The 15,047-nt window shown below is 62.7% G+C and carries 13 protein-coding genes, 1 tRNA gene and 1 pseudogene; 3 read left to right on the top strand and 12 right to left on the bottom strand.

Features of this window, described 5'->3' with window-relative positions:
• Position 1 precedes the first annotated feature (1 nt).
• From KA712_02565 to KA712_02555, 3 genes are all read right to left on the bottom strand, one after another.
• Entirely contained in the window at positions 2-1,291 is a 1,290-nt protein-coding gene (locus KA712_02565; GenBank protein MCG5051818.1) for a hypothetical protein, read from the bottom strand.
• 112 nt (positions 1,292-1,403) lie between these two features.
• Positions 1,404-2,438, bottom strand: coding sequence for an SDR family NAD(P)-dependent oxidoreductase (locus KA712_02560; GenBank protein MCG5051817.1), 1,035 nt, complete (start codon positions 2,436-2,438; stop codon positions 1,404-1,406).
• Positions 2,435-3,220 carry a TlyA family RNA methyltransferase gene (locus tag KA712_02555; GenBank protein MCG5051816.1) on the bottom strand — a complete coding sequence of 262 codons (786 nt, stop codon included), beginning with the start codon at positions 3,218-3,220 and terminating at the stop codon, positions 2,435-2,437. Before KA712_02555 ends, KA712_02560 begins: the two co-directional genes overlap by 4 nt.
• 58 nt (positions 3,221-3,278) lie before the next feature.
• Between KA712_02555 and KA712_02550 the strand changes: the two genes are divergently transcribed.
• Entirely contained in the window at positions 3,279-4,199 is a 921-nt protein-coding gene (locus tag KA712_02550; protein MCG5051815.1) for a hypothetical protein, read from the top strand.
• Positions 4,190-4,262: transfer RNA gene (locus tag KA712_02545), tRNA-Ala, on the top strand. Before KA712_02550 ends, KA712_02545 begins: the two co-directional genes overlap by 10 nt.
• Here the strand turns inward: KA712_02545 and KA712_02540 are convergent.
• The 9 genes and pseudogenes from KA712_02540 to KA712_02500 form a co-directional block, all read right to left on the bottom strand.
• Positions 4,254-4,454 (bottom strand): hypothetical protein, encoded by a 201-nt coding sequence (locus tag KA712_02540; protein ID MCG5051814.1) that lies wholly within the window; start codon positions 4,452-4,454, stop codon positions 4,254-4,256. The genes KA712_02545 and KA712_02540 overlap by 9 nt on opposite strands.
• 114 nt (positions 4,455-4,568) lie before the next feature.
• Positions 4,569-5,024, bottom strand: a complete 456-nt coding sequence (locus KA712_02535) for a hypothetical protein (protein ID MCG5051813.1) — start codon at positions 5,022-5,024, stop codon at positions 4,569-4,571.
• Positions 5,025-5,030: 6 nt separating this feature from the next.
• Positions 5,031-5,375 (bottom strand): hypothetical protein, encoded by a 345-nt coding sequence (locus KA712_02530; protein ID MCG5051812.1) that lies wholly within the window; start codon positions 5,373-5,375, stop codon positions 5,031-5,033.
• A gap of 173 nt (positions 5,376-5,548) precedes the next feature.
• Positions 5,549-6,676 (bottom strand): annotated as a pseudogene (locus KA712_02525) (IS3 family transposase).
• Positions 6,622-7,074 carry a hypothetical protein gene (locus KA712_02520; GenBank protein MCG5051811.1) on the bottom strand — a complete coding sequence of 151 codons (453 nt, stop codon included), beginning with the start codon at positions 7,072-7,074 and terminating at the stop codon, positions 6,622-6,624. The pseudogene KA712_02525 and the gene KA712_02520 overlap by 55 nt, the downstream one beginning before the upstream one ends.
• Before the next feature lie 1,768 nt (positions 7,075-8,842).
• Complete coding sequence (locus tag KA712_02515) at positions 8,843-9,463, bottom strand: glycoside hydrolase (GenBank protein MCG5051810.1); 621 nt, start codon at positions 9,461-9,463, stop codon at positions 8,843-8,845.
• Between the two features lie 304 nt (positions 9,464-9,767).
• Positions 9,768-11,141: a DUF1552 domain-containing protein gene (locus KA712_02510; GenBank protein MCG5051809.1), complete on the bottom strand. Its 1,374-nt coding sequence runs from the start codon at positions 11,139-11,141 to the stop codon at positions 9,768-9,770.
• A gap of 5 nt (positions 11,142-11,146) precedes the next feature.
• A complete protein-coding gene (locus KA712_02505) occupies positions 11,147-12,829 on the bottom strand; it encodes a DUF1592 domain-containing protein (GenBank protein MCG5051808.1) in 1,683 nt (560 codons plus the stop codon).
• A 369-nt stretch (positions 12,830-13,198) separates the two neighbouring features.
• On the bottom strand, positions 13,199-13,759 hold the full coding sequence (locus tag KA712_02500) for a hypothetical protein (GenBank protein ID MCG5051807.1): 561 nt from the start codon (positions 13,757-13,759) through the stop codon (positions 13,199-13,201).
• A gap of 769 nt (positions 13,760-14,528) precedes the next feature.
• Between KA712_02500 and KA712_02495 the strand changes: the two genes are divergently transcribed.
• Positions 14,529-14,963, top strand: a complete 435-nt coding sequence (locus tag KA712_02495; GenBank protein MCG5051806.1) for a hypothetical protein — start codon at positions 14,529-14,531, stop codon at positions 14,961-14,963.
• The last annotated feature ends 84 nt before the right edge of the window (positions 14,964-15,047 follow it).

The following is a 15,047-nucleotide window of genomic DNA, read 5'->3' as shown; positions in this document are numbered from 1 at the left end:
TTCAAGCACCGGCCTTCTGCTCATCAGCAATCCGTTCGAGTTCGAACGGTGATTCATCTTGCAGCAGAACATCGATGCCGCCACCCTCATCTTCGCCATGGTCGCGGATGAGCGTGTAGTTCTTCATCTTGCGCGCCTTTTTGAACTTCACACGCATGCAGTCCTCGCCCTCTTTCGTCATTTGCCCGGGGCCCACCCGCTCGACTTCAACGTGAGCGCTGTCGAGCAAGATCAATTCGTCGTCTGCGGCCTTCGGATCTTCGGGATCGAATTGCACGAGCAGTTCCCACACCCAGGGAACGATCTTCAATTCCGCGCCATCAACCTTCTGGCCCATGGCCTCGGCAGCGATCAAGAACTTGGTTTCGTCGGGCACCACCGGGCCTGATTCGAGGGCGTCAGGCACGCACCACTGAGCGCGCGCCATGGTTTCGGTTTCGCCGTCGCCCACCCTGCCACCCAGGGTGGCAACCACCTCACGCGTCGCCGCGTCCATTATCACGAAGGTGATCGAGGTCCCGATGGGAAACTGAGCGGTCGTCACACGAACAAAAACGGTGTCGTCGATGCTCGCCGTTGAAATTATGTCTTCACGGCTGCCCATGGGCTCTTTTCCCAGCCATCTCGGATCCCGAAGGCGCTTCGCTACGAGCTCTTTCAGCTTGGCCGGCGTGACCACATCTTCGGGCGCCACGTACCTTGCTGCGTTGGCCACGGGGGCGCGCAGCAATACGAGACCTGCGTGTTTGGCGGGTGACGTAAGGTCTACGACGTTCTCCGCCAACACAACCCCATGTTCCGCCAGGGTTGGCGTGTTTCGCGCCAAATCCAGCACCATTTGGGCCGCCTGTCCTGCAGGGACCACGTCGTATTCGCCTTTGCGCCTGAGCTCATCGGCGGCCTGCCGAAACACCAAGCGGTGTTTTCGCACACCGATGTGAAACTCGCGTCCAAAGTAGGACCTAAATGCCTTCAGAGCTGTCAAAAGCGGGCGACCGGCGTCTGATTCGTCGCCTGCGCCGGGCCTGGCGAGAATCAGGGCGCCGCGGTGCAGGCTTGCCATGATTTCCTCGGCGACGGCACCGTCGTTCGTGAACGAGCCGACGCGCGCGAGGCTAAAGAGGAGATCCCAGATGGCTATGGGTTGTAGGCGCACGGCCGCTTTCAATGCGTCCATGATCTGCCGCTCGTACGACAGAGGCGAGAGCGCGTGCTCCTCCCCGGGCATGCGGGGCCGTCTGACCTCGAAGGGACCCGATAGCAGGTCGAGTATGAGGGGCTTGTCTTTCATGACGGGGGGGCAGGAGGCCGCGATAGTCTCGCCCCAGTGCCCGGAACAATCAACGCCTTGGCACGACGATCCACGCGCGCCCGAAACAGGCTAGCTCAAGCCTCGCTCGGCCCTAGCGGGGCTCGGGCGCGTGGTACGGCAGCGTGGGCACTTTCAGGCCCAGAGCCTTGAGCTCGGGTCCGTGCTCGGAGCACCACCACCGCACGAAGCGTTCGATCCCTTGCGAGATCTCCACCTTCGGTGCGTAGCCCAGCTCTCGTCCGGCCAGGGAGACATCCGCGTGCGTGTGCTTCATGTCTCCTGGTTGCTCGGCCTTCCAGGCCACGAGGGGCGTCTTGCCGAGAGCCGCCGCGATCATATCCACCAGCCCTCGCAGCGTGGTGGTCTTCGAGCCCCCCAGGTTGTACACGCGAAAATGGCCTCGCGACTCTCGTGCGACCTGATCTACCGAGGCCACCACTCCATCGATGATGTCGTCGATCCACGTGTAGTCGCGCGAGGTGCTGCCATCCCCGAAAAGCTCGATCTGCTTGCCCATGGCAATCGATCGCGTGAACTTGTGGATGGCGAGATCCGGCCGCTGGCGGGGTCCGTACACGGTGAAAAAGCGCAAGCAGGTGATGCCGGTGCCGTGCACGTGGTGCTCGGCGTGCGCCATCATTTCGCCCGCGCGCTTGGTGGCTGCGTAGGGAGACAAGGGGCGCGCACAGCGATCGTCCTCGCGAAAGGGTACGACGCTGTCCGCGCCATAAACGGACGATGACGAGGCAAACACCACCTTGCCCACGTCTCGTTTGCGGCAGGCGTCGAAGACGTTGACGGTGCCCGTCACGTTCACGTCGGCGTAGCGCACCGGCTGGGCCAGCGAGGGCCGCACACCGGCAAGCGCGGCCAGATGCACGACCAGGTCCACCTTGCCGCCCGCAGCGGTGAACGCCCGCTCGAGATCCCCCGGAGCGGTCAGATCCCCTTCCACCAGCGCAAAGTTCGGCCGGGCGCGCAGGCCCGCGAGGTTCCTCTCCTTGACGACCCTTGGATAAAAGGCATCGAAATTGTCGAAGCCCACCACGTCATCGCCCCGGGCGCAGAGGCGTTCGGCCAAGTGGGATCCAATGAAGCCCGCGGCCCCTGTCAGCAAGATCTTCATGACGAGCCCGGAAGATACCCCGAACCGGACGAATTGGAATCGACGACCTCGAGGTGCAAAAGGAACTCCACGTTCCCCTTGCCCCCCGTGATGGGTGAAACCGTGTCACCCCGCACCGCAAGCCCCAGGTCGCGGGCGGCACGGGCCACGTCGGCCAGAGCCTCCCGCCGGGCAGCCTCATCGCGCACGATGCCCCCCTTGCCCACGTGGGCGCGCCCCACCTCGAACTGAGGCTTCACCAGCGCCACCACGGGCGCCCCTGCCCGAAGCAGCCCCGGGAGTGCCGGCAGCACCAGTTTGAGCGAAATGAACGACACGTCGATCACGGCCAAATCCCCCCGCTCCCCCAGGCGCTCGGCGGGCATGTGGCGGATGTTCGTGCGATCGATCACCACCACGCGGGCGTCGCTGGCCACCTTCTGCGCGAGCTGGCCGTGCCCCACGTCGATGCAGTACACGCGCGCCACCCCCCGCTGCAGCAAACAATCCGAAAACCCGCCGGTCGAAGCCCCGATGTCGATGGCCACCCGGCCCTGCACGTCGATCCCAAACGTGTCGAGCGCATGGGCGAGCTTGACGCCTCCGCGCGAGACAAAGGGCATGGGCTCGCTGCGCAGCCGCAAAAGGGCGTGTGCGGGCACGAGGTCCCCGGCCTTGTCGAGCGGCCGATCCCCCCAAAGCACCTCACCGGCCAAGATGAGCGCGCGGGCCTTCTCGCGGCTCGGCGCGAGCCCTTGCTCGACGAGGGCCAGATCGGCCCGTACGCGGGGGTTCTTGGGCATGAAACCCCCACCATAGCGGCCCGGGCGGCCGCGCGGCAGGGGTGTAGACTGCGCCCGCGTGACAGAGTCGGAAGGAAGCCGCGTGCAAGCCACCGAGGTGGCGCGTTTCGTCGTGGCCGCGGTGCAAAGCCAGGCGGGCTCGCGGTGGAACCAGGGGCCCCGCAAGGCCCCCTTTGCCGTGAGCGAGGGCGCCGACCCCAGCGTTGCGCTCATGGCCTCACGGCGGCTCTTCGGCATGCCCGAGCCGGCGGCGCACGCCGTGTGCGCCTGGCACGAGGGGCGTCGTCCCGCCTGCCTCCTCGACCACGTGCCCACGGCCCGCCAGGTGCTGCGCCTCCAGGCCGCAGGGCAAAGGTGTGTGTCGCTGGTTTCGGACGCCGCCGCGGCCGCACACGGAGATCCCCGGCACGTCACCGGCCTTGCCTTTGCGGCTCACGACCTCTGCCATCTGGAAAAGTTCGTGGACCCCGCCCACCACGTGGGGCAGGTGGGGTTCTTCGCGGCCCTGGACGAGGCTTTGGCCCACCCCGATGGGTCCGCCTTGCAGCAGGGCTTCGACCCCGCCTGGGAGGCGGACCGCAACTACGTGCTGGCCGACATGAACGGCTCAGCGGTGTTCCTCTTCGCCGCCTTGAAGATGAAGCTGAAGATGGCCGTAAGGCGCGCGGTGGCGCGCGATGAGGGCGTTTCGGCGCCCCGGGGCGGGCCGCTCGGCGACCAGGAGACCAAGGCGTACGTTGGCCGCAGAGACGAACTGCTACGCCTCTTGGGGCTTGCGGCGCAGGATGCCGAGGCGGGCCGCGCCGTGTCGACTCGACGCTCAGACCCCGAAGCCGCCGCGCGGCTGCTCGCGTGCTTCGAGTCCCGGGGCCGGCAGGTTCTCGCCCGCCGCAACGGGCATGCAACGCCCTTGCAAAGCGGAGGCGAGTCTGTATTATCCGGGCGTCCGGTTTTCCCGGACCATCCTTTGGGGCTGTAGCTCAGCTGGGAGAGCGCCGGAATCGCACTCCGGAGGTCAGGAGTTCGATCCTCCTCAGCTCCACTTCGTAAGTACGGGAATCATCACGGCAGTCGGGCCTCCCCCATGGAGCACCGTGAGCGGGCCGCGCTGCTTGGCCGACGACGCCGCCTCGGGCTTGGCATAGCTCTGGATCGTGGTGCTCACCGACTCGTGGCCCAGAGACGCGGCCACCACGGCACCCGTCGCCCCTGACGTGGCGTGAAGCCCGCGCATGCCGTGAGCCGAGACCTCGGGCACCTTGGCCAGCCGGCCCGGTGGCCGCTTGGCTGACGGGCGCCTGCAAGCGGCTCCCGCATCTGCCCTCTGGGCAGGGTTGCTACTGACAGGCTAAGAACAGTCCATCTTCTTGACCTTCGCGGCTCTGACTGCGATGTCCACCAACGAAACCCGAAGTGCCTTAACTCGCGCCTTTTCCAAAGGGTTCATTCCTTTGGGAGTGTGCAAGCCCTCGATGCCGCAGTGGCCATGTCCGCCAGGACACTCAATCTCCATGCGTAGGGTTCGCAAGCCTTCGAGCTTGTGAATCTCTGCAACCGGCAGATCGCACCTACGAAGAACCGCCGTGGAGGCTCGGGCTGCCCGGGCCTGCTCTTCTGTCGTGCGCGAATCATCCCACACGCTGATCGCAACAGGCCTACCAAGCTCCATCGCTTCCCGCTCGTCACCTGAGTTCGGCCGAAAGGCCAGTTCGGTCGGCTTATCCTCTCCAGGCGGAAACTGATCTCCCTCTTTCGGCAGGCGGAACACCGTAGCAGTGTCCGGCACGCGTTCAAAGGTCGCCACCCGCGCTCACGTCAAGTGGTTCATGTACGCTTCGGCGGCGACCGGAAGCTGAGGAATCACGTTGAAGTCACCGCCGTCGTACTGGCCGGTTCGGCGATTCGAGTAGGCCCATTCAACGGAACCAGAGGGATCAAATTCGAGCGAGAAATGGTGGTCTCCCCGATCCCAGAAAACCAGAAGGACACCGTCAAGGGTGGACGCTCGAGGCGAAGGGAAATCAGCAATGGTCTCCCGAATCTGGTTCCAAACGGAAACGGTAACGCCGAGCTGCGACTCACCTATCACGCCTCGGTGGGCGAGCTCTTCGAGATACCGCCGCCAATCGAGGTCGTCGTTCTGACACTGCTGCACCAACCCTTCAAGCGGAACGTGTCAACGATTTAGAGACAGAAGGTTTTGGAAATATGTGTAGCGCCGCTGCAGCACGGCTCTGGCAATCTGCCCACAACCGCACAGCGTCGCTGGTCATGTGAGGACCTACGACCGCTGTGCACATGTGGACAGAGCCAGAGCCGCACCTCCGCTCATGGCTGGCTCGGAGCCTCGGCGCCGGGTAGCACGATGACAGGCGGTCCTGATGGAGGTGGCGGTGTCCAGAAGACAGCGGCCTGCTCGTCATCCAGGCGAAGCACGGTGTCAGCTGTTTGAGGAGCAGCATCAATGGGGTTGAGTTCGACGCGCACAGGGGGACGCAAAGCGATGGGGCGCCCCTTCACAAAGCGTTCTGGGTTGCGGGCAAATGCATCGTCCAGCGCTTGCTGACGACGCATGAGGATGTCCTCGACCTGGCCCTTGAACACCTGCTCCGGCGTGTAGAGGGCCAAGCCATCGTGATGGTGCTTTTCGTTGTACCAACCAAAGAATGCGCCTGCCCAACGGCGCGCGTGGTGGACGTCCTTGAAGCGTCCCGGGTAGTCGGGCTGATACTTGACCGTGTGGAAAAGTGATTCAGAGAAGGCGTTGTCATTCGACACCCTCGGGCGCGAGTACGTTCGCTCGACGCCCAACGTACCCAACAGCTCGGCGAACCCATGGCTGGTCATCGGAGCGCCCCGGTCTTGATGCACCGTAAGCGTCTTGGGCTCTATACCGTAGCGTCCGATCGCCTCGCGGAATAGCTGCTGCGCCAGTGCGCTGTTCTCCCGCTCCGAAATCATCCATGCCACCACGTAGCGGCTGTACATGTCGAGAATCACGTACAAGTTCAAGAATGTTCCCCTCACGAAAGTCGCGAGTTTCGAGACATCCCAGCTCCACACTTGGTTCGGTGCGGTTGCCGTCAAGCGCGGCACTGCATGGCGCTGAGGAGTCCGGTGATTCCGCCGGTCCTTGATGGGGGCTCGCTCTGCAAGCACGCGATACATCGTCCGTAGTGAGCAAAGATAAATCCCAGCTGAAAGCAGCTTCCCATAGACCTCGCGTGGTGGCTGATCCACGTTCTCGTCCGAATCCAACACGCTCAGGATGTTCTGCCGCTCTTCATCGGGAATCCGTCTGTGCGCCTTCCGCGGCCCGCGCTTCCTCTGCGGACCTGCTTTGGGATACAAGTGTCGGTAAGCTGTCGCGCGGCTCAGCCCTACTGCGTCGCATGCCGCAGTCATCGAGACCTCCGGCGGGCGCTGTTGGACGAGCTCAAGGAGCTGTCCTGTGCTTCTTCGATCCTCGGCAGCGCTATCCCGAGAATCTCGTGCGCTTTTCCCGAAAGCTCCAACAGCGCCTCCGAGATGCGAAGCTTGTCTTCCAGCTTTGCATTGCGCTTCTCCAGCTCGGAGATCCGCCGATCCTTTGCGTCCCTGATCGGCTTACGCCCGACCTTCTTTCCTTTCAGACCCTTGGCCCCCTCCGCCTCGAGGCGCAGCCGCCAGCTCGCAAGCTGCGACGCGTAGATGCCTTCCTTCCGCAGTAGCTTCCCCACGTCACCGCGCTCGGTGCATGCGTCGGCTTCTCTCAAGATCCGGAGCTTCTCCCCCGCGCTGAACTTTCGCCGCTGCGGCCCGTCGTTCTCCGGCAGCGCGATCACTTCGTTGTCGATGCTTACTGGTTTTGGCACTTCTTCTTGACCACTCTCGCCCCACAATGTACTTCAGTTCTTGTCAATCTGGCGTCTCGGGTATTGTTGCCACGGGGGGCAAGGGCACCCTCACAACGGGCCCCGATAGGGGCGTAGGACTTCTCGCTCTCTGTGGACTGCGGCGTAGCCTCCGGATCTAACTCACAAGGTGGCGACGTAACCTCCGTGAGCTCTTTCCATACCCTTTCGTCGTAGCTGGCCCGACGACCGAGGTAATTGGCTGGGTCACGTAGAGAGAAGCCAACAGGAGACCCTTCACGACACGCGGAGAACCCGTAGAGTTGCAGCCGACTTCAATCATTTAATCCACCTGCCGGAGTCAAATCCTCAGCGATTTTCACGAACTCGTCAAATAGGGCTGGGATGTCCGGATTGCTGACCAGCCCGTAGTCCGTGGGGGAGCTGAGGTCAAGCTCAAGACGACAGGCGAAATGGGTTTCCACACTCGCCGGTGCGAGCGACCCTTGATTCGAGGGTACGAGAATCGCCTCTTGATACTTCGCAACCGACCACCTCTGTATTCGGTTGAGGTGAACTCCTGCCGTAGAGGCTGATGCCACTGGATAGTTTACCTGAAATACGAAGTCGCTGGCCTCCGGCTTCAGTTTGAGTTCGAGCTTCCTCGCTACGTATCCATACCCAGCATCCCCTCGACTCCAAGGGTAGGAGAAAGACAGCTCCGAGCGCCACCCTGAACGCCTGAAACGGGAGATTTCGGCTAAAGGCTTTTGCTTGCTGAGTAAAGGTGCCCGATAGGTGGTCCACTCCGCCGAGCACGCGAGGCCAAGTAGCGTCGTTCGCGGGCTGGTAAACGAGATCCACCCGGTCGGGACTTTGCCCACAACGCAGGAGCCCCTCGTGGTAGGGGCCTTCCTCTACAAGCGTCTGTCGCTGTTCGACCTTAGAATCCGGAGTCTGCTTACAAAAGACCTCGAGCAGGGGCTGCAAAGGAGCCGGCCTTCGGAAGAAAGTTACACGCAGGTGCTCCAGTTTCCAGTCGCTAGATGGCGGCATCACGAATCCCCGGCGTACCGTTTTCTCGACGACGGAAATCGAATTTCGAGTGGCTCAAGGCTCTTCAACTGTACATCGGCGGTTCTACGCGGCAACTGAACACCCACACAGGAGCAGCCGCCGAGTCAAGCACCGGCCCCCTCTTGAGCACGGCAGCGCGCCAGATTCTAATGCACCAAATGAGGCGGAACCGTGCGACACAATTTACCTGTATTATCGTGAGGCGACTTACATTTCTCCCTGTGGGCTGTCCCCAGAGTAGGAGAAACCAGCTCCCGGCGGGGGGTGGTGCAGATCCGGCGCAGATCTGGGTGCGATTCATGCGACTGGCCGAGCTTTGTGAGATGCGCCGTGTGCGTAAATGCGCAGAATAGGGGTAATAGGCCGACCTGAGAAACGCACTCCGGAGGGTCAGGAGTTCGACTCCTCCTCAGCTCTACGTCGCCGCAGGCGGGAACGCGTTCGATACGGTGTGGATGGGTACCAACCTGGTTGCGAAGGGACTCGGCGGGAGCCCCAGCCTCGTGTGCTTTACGCGCTTGGGAGGGGGGGGCCCTGCGGACTCTTGCCCTGACAAAAACTCCACCTACGTCAGTGAGATTGCGTTTTGTCCCGCAAGAGCCATGCGCTTTTCAGCGACCGTGGGAACCTGCGACATTTCGCGGCTGAGTCGAGGATCGTGCCTAGGCGGTCCTAGTTGTCCGTGGACACTGGCCCCCCTGGGCGCCGCAGCTCAATCCGCCGGCAGGAAGCCTTGCTCGAAGTTGCGAACGTGGCAGCAGGAGTCGGTGTAGATGGTCTTGTCATCCAAGGTGATCTTGCCCCTCCAGCCGGTGCTCAGCGAGCCGGCGTCGGTTTTGAAGACGGGCTTCGCGTCACCCTTGGCAAGGCCCTCGCAGCGCGCAGAGCCGGTACCCTTTTGCCAGGTCTTTCCTCGGTCCGTTGAGACCAGATGGTCACTGTAACCATCGCGAATCCGCTGCACGATGAACTTTCCATCCTTGTAGTTCACGCAGTCGTACCAGCTGCCAGGGACCACGTCGTCGTGGATCTCGGTCCACGTCTTTCCGTCTTCACTCGTAAAGATCTTCCAGCCCACGGCGACCCACACGCCATCGCCGTACCCTGCCCCGCGCAGCAGGTTTCGGTCGTCGCCACCGTCGGGGTCGAGCACCACGCGCTTGCCCCAGGTCCGGCCGCCATCCGTGGAGAACATGCGCAAGCCGCCGTAACCCACCGCGATGACCGCCCGCTTCCTCTTGCGCGCCCGAAGGCGGGGGCCGCGTCGGCGGCGGAGGTTGGGTGGCGCCCCCGCTGGGTGCTCCGCCTTGCCCGCCCATGGCAACGACACCACCTCCGCCGGCTCCCGCCATGCCGGGCCTCCCTGTGCGTTGGATTGGACCCACCACCGCTGCCCCCCAAGGGCGCAGGCACGAACACGCCACCGGTACCGCCGGACCCGGACTGCCCTGCGCGTCCGCCCTCGGAAGCGGGCCCACCCGAGCCTGCTTCACCCGGGTTCGGCTCGTCGTCGTCTGCTGACACTTCGTCCGAGTCGCTGATGGCGCCGGCGCAGGCCACGAGAGCCATCCCAGAAAGCGCAAGCCCGCCCCACATGAGGACGAGGACGCGCCCCGCTCCAGATCCCGTCCTCACACTCAAAGCCCAGCAAGCGGGCCGGTGCCCGGATCGAGGTTCCCGAAGGTGTTCCCATCGACCCCGAACTTCTGAGCGATCGCCACGAGCACGCGGTGGTGCGAGGGGATGGTCTTGTCGTTCGAGCCGTTTTTGTCATTCGCCTTCCAACCGGTGTTCACCACGAGGTGACGTCCGGTTTTGAAAGCAAAGTTGCCACCGCCCACCATGAACATCGGCGTGCGCACCGATGCATGCACCCCGCCTCCGCCCCGCATCCAGCCTTGTGTATCGGTACCGAAAAGGATCAGCGTGTTGTCGAGCAACGACCCGTTGTTTTCCTTCACGGCCGACATGGCCTGGAAGAGGTGAAGCATGTGCCCCGCATTCCATGCGTCTTGTTTGCGGTAGGTCTCGGCCGCGGACTTGCTGCCGCCTCCCGTGGAATGGGCAATGTTGTGACGATCGGCCTCGGGAACCGGACCGCCATCGGCGTGCCCGATCTGAAGTCCTGCCACCCTCGTCAAGTCGCACGCGAACGCTGCCACGATCGTGTCCATCTGGGCGCGGATCTGGCCCGCTTTATCGGACGTATTCGGCGTTGCGGGCTTCTTACAGCCGGCACCTCCCCCCACGGCGACGTCGCCGCCCACGCGCGTCTCGAGCGATCGCACGGCATCGAGATGGGCATCGATCTTGTCGATCTGGGACGCGCCCAGCTTGGCGCGTGCCCGGTTCAGGTCGGCGCGCACCATGTCGATCACGCTTTGCTTGCGCAGGCGAAGCTGTTCGAGCTTGGCGGTGTCTGGTGCGGGGGCGCTGCCCCCGCCGTTGAAGTTGGCGAACAGCCGATTGAAGGCAGCCCCAGGGTCCTGTTCGGCCTGTACCGGTTTGCCATTTCCGGCCCAGAACGCGTTGCTGTGCTTGCCAGAGTTCGTGGCAACCCCCAGCACGATGTTGCGAAAGCGTGTGCCGGCGCTGATCTTCTCAGCAACGACGTGGTCGATCGAGGGTCCCTGGGCGGTGAACAACGAATCGTTGTTCGTCTTGGCCCCGGTGAAGATCATCTTGATGCCCTTGCCGTGCTCGTTGTCCGGCTGGTTCATCGAGTAGTGCATGCCGTAGACGTTGAGCCCGTCGGGGAAGATGAGCTGGTTCTTGAAGGGCGCCCACGACGCGTTTGCGTGGTTGCTGCCGAAGCCGAAATCTGTGTCGGAGCGTCTCTCTGGCCAAAAATACTCTTCCAGCCAGCCCATGCTCGTGAAGATCACCAGCAGCCGCTTGGGGTCATTCGCGGCACGCGCCGCGCGAGGAATCAAAGTGCTCAGCCCGCCGGCCACGCCACCGGCCAAGCCCAATCCGAGCAGGCCCCGTCGACCAAATGAGGGGTTCGTCATCGTCATTACTCCGCGTGAATGAGCCGGAAGGCGTCCGTGGCAACCAGGGACACGAGCATGTCGCGAATGTTCCCGCCCGATTCGCGTGCGGCCTTGTTGATGGCTGCCACCGAGCAGGCGTCCGCGTCGGTGGGGCTGCGACCAAGGGCGTAGCGGAACCACTGCACCGCCACGCACGACTTGACCTGTTCGCTTTGTGCAAGTTTGTCGGCGAGTTCTCTCGGGCCCGAGAACTTGCCATCGACATCGGTCTCCACCAGCTCACCGGAGGCGTCGATGCCTAGATTGCCCACCTTGGTCCGGTATGTCCCGACGAGGTCGAAGTTCTCGAGTCCGAAGCCGATGTTCTCCATGAGACGATGGCAGGCGTTGCAAGCAACGTTGTTCTGATGCTCCCGCAGGATCTCCTGCGCCGAAAGCTGGTCGGCGTTGGGCGGCAGCTCGAAACTGACGGCCTCGGGAGGCGCGCCCAGCTCGTCGCAGAGAATGTTCTCGCGAACCAGGATGCCGCGGTAAACGGCAGAAGCGTGCTCGCTTGCCCAACGCGAGAGAACGGCGGGCTGGGTCAGGAGACCAGCGCGGCGGGACGAATCAAGCGCGAGTCGTCCGTTGGCGAGGTCGCCCCGCTTGGCTCCGTAGATCGCAAGCACGGCGTCGTCGTCAGGAGCGGACCAGTTCGCCGTGAGCAGAGTCTGCACGGTGGCGTCGCCCTCGAGGATCACTTTCCGCGCGAAGCTCTCGGTCTCGGTACGCATCGCCTTGATGAGAGCAGGTCCGTATTGGGGGTACTTGGCGGGGTCTTTTTCGATCTGCTCGAGCTTGTCGATGCCCATCCACTGGGTGTGGAAGGCGTCGAGCGTGGCCTTGGCGCGGTCGTTCGATAGCAACCTTTCCGCTTGTGCCACGAGCTGCTCTTTGCTCGAGAGCTTGCCATCCTTGGCTGCAGTGAACAGCTCGTCGTCCGGCATGGTGTTCCAGAACAAATACGAGAGCCGCGTCGCCGTTTCGTAGGGCTCGAGGACCTTGCTGTCTTCGTTGGTCGGCGGGTACTCGAAGAGATAGAGAAAGTTGGGGCTTTGCAAAACGCCTTCGATGACCAGGCGCACGCCCGTCTCGAAGCTGTCCGACTTGCCAAGGTTGTAGAGCTTGCGAAGCGAGGCCTGTTCGTCGGACGACAAGGGGCGACGGTAGGCTCGCAAGCCAAAGCGATCGATGAAATCGTTTGCGCAGGCATCGTTTCCGCTGGCGGCTTTGCAGGGCAGGATGGCGTCGAGGTTCGTTGACGAAGCCAGGGTTGCCGCCGCTTGCTCATACTTTTCGATCGCAAGCTCCGTAGCGGGCACGGAGGTATTGGTATCGAAGGGTCCTTCCTTGGTGTCGGGAAGGAACGAAGATGTGGGCACGGTGCTGGCCTTGAGCAGGTCGCGCACGGTGTTCGCGTACTGGAGCGTGGTCAAGCGCCGCACCTTGGCGCGCCCAACGGCGGGGCCACTCGCCGCACAAAGGGCCTCCGCCTCCGTGGGATGCAGAGGCTCCTGGGAGCCGCCGCCGGTGCCACCGCCGGTGTTTGGGGGCGAGGACGGGCTGTCGGGGGTGTCATCCGACGGGGCGTCGCCATCGTCCTCTTGCCGGGCCGAGGGGGCGTCGCCCGAGATGGAGCCCGAACAGGCTCCGAAGAAGAAGGACATGGCGATAGCCAGCTTCACGGTGGATGTAAACGAACTTACTGTTTGCATTCCGCTCTCGCGCTGTTCTAGGCGCTGGGCCGAAGCCGTGACGCATAGAGCCTATGTGTGGGGATGGACTACAGCCCAGAGCCCGCCAGTACCCCACGCAATGATCATGCGTCAGGTATTAACAGGAGTATCAGCGCGAAAGGGATACTCTGCAGTTGACGTTCGTCAGTTGCTCGATGACCACGCCACTGCCGGCAGCTATCCGGGGTGTGACTCGTCCCAGGAGTGGCGGTCCGGAGAGGCGCCCCTGGTGCCCATGAACGGTCTGGGCAAGCGGTAGGCGGCGAAGTCCTCCGCGGAAGAGACTCCTGTCTGACCGCCTCAGTAGGGAACAACAGTGACTTCCAGAAGCGCTTGGCTAGGGTCGACCTCCGCGCCGAAACTAATGCCATCTCCTCCCGAATTCTCGCCTAATTGTTCGTCCGCGTGTGAACACCGGAACTGGCTCTTGTTGGACCTCGTCGCCCTGAACACGAGGTCGTCCGCAACGGCGGCCGTGACGTCAACAGTCAAGGTCACGGTTTGTCCCCCCGTCATTTGAGACCCGGGAAAAGTACTTTTTATGTTGAATCCAGCAGAAGCGTAAGGAGTCTGCTGGAGGGCATAGGCGGAGTACCCTGAGGCGGAGTACCCGGGCGAAGGAAGAGTGCCGAATGAAAGAGAGTCAAATACGAACGGACCGAGGAACTGTTCGAATCCTTCGTAAATAGACGGGTAAATGTCCTTGAGCCAAAGCTTTGCAGCTACCGCAGTGCGCTGCGACGGGATCGGTGTCAGGTCAAAGGTAAGGAACATGCGCGCAACGCCCGGAAAAAAGTCGTTGCCGCCGCAACCCAGTTGCGCGCCTGAGGACAGATAGTCGCCTTGTATGTCAAGTAACATCCGACCCGACTGAGCCGTCGTGAATGGGAGCCTATATACGTACTCACAACGATTCTTTGTCTGATTGCAAACGGCATTGGGTCCCGCCGTACAGTCCGAATTCTCGCAGCAACCGCCGTCCGGCACGCACTTGGTTCCGCATTGCTTGAAGTCGTCTTTGCAGGCCCAACTGCAGGAGGAACCGACGCAGATTGTGTTCGCATTCGCAGGCGTGGAATTGGTGCAGTTCTGGACAACAGTGCTGTAGTCGTTGCCGTTGCACTTCACAACAGCGGTTCCCGCAGCATTGCACGTCTGCTGATTGAGAGGGCACTTGTAGCAGCTCGTCGCTGCTTCTTGGCATCCGTGTTCGCATGCGGGAGTCACAGCGACGTACTTCCCTGCGTTCGAGCATGTCTTCAGTGCTCCAGACACGCATACGGCCGTCGAGGTAGGAACGCAATCTCCGCACGTTGCGTCCGATGGTGAGCAGTAGATCGAGCACGCAGGCTTCTTGACCCACGTCCCGTCGGCACCGCAGACCTGCGGCACCTTTCCATCGCAACCGGTAGCGTCTTTCATGCACTGCCCACAGGTGGCGTTGGCGCACGTCACGCCTTTGGTGTCGCAATTATCCAACACCACCCAAGCCCCCGTGGAGTCACAAGTCTCCACCTTGTTGTTGCGGCAGACGTTCGCGCTCACGCCAGGCTGACACGCTTTGCAAGTGCCTGCGATACAGCCCTGGCCCCCCGTGCACATCTGAGGATTGCTCCACTCACCTGAAGCGTTGCACGTTTCGCCCCGCGCCCCCCCAGAGATAGGCACGCACTGGGTATCCGTGTTTGGGGTGCAGTCGCTGCACTTCGTACGGCCCACCACACAGCCCTTGGCTGAGCAGGTCATCCCGCTCACGAAGTCACCCGAATCATTGCAGCTACGCAGAAACTTACCCGTGGGATCGCACTTCGGTGCCGTCCCAGCCGCGTCCGGAACGCAGTCGTGGCACTTGCCGTCCTTGTTGCTGCAGAACACGGGACAGGCCGGCTCGGCTTTCCACTGGGCGTCGGATCCGCAAAGCTGGGGCACCTTCCCCGAGCACGATCGGTCGCCCACCTTGCAATTGCCACACTCTCCGGCGTGGCAGGACACCTTCAAGTTCGTGCAGTTTTGCTTTTCCTTCCACTGGCCATCGGCGCCGCACTCCAACACCTTGTCGCTCTGACACTTCGGCTGCGAGACCCCTGGTTCACAAGGCGTGCACTTATCCTGAACACACCCTTCACCAGCGGCGCAGGTCTTTTCTTCG

The sequence above is a fragment of the Myxococcales bacterium genome (assembly GCA_022184915.1).
GTDB lineage: Bacteria > Myxococcota_A > Polyangia > Fen-1088 > Fen-1088 > JAGTJU01.
The sequence above is the reverse complement of the archived record's forward strand: the minus strand, read 5'-3'. Positions and strand labels throughout refer to the sequence as shown.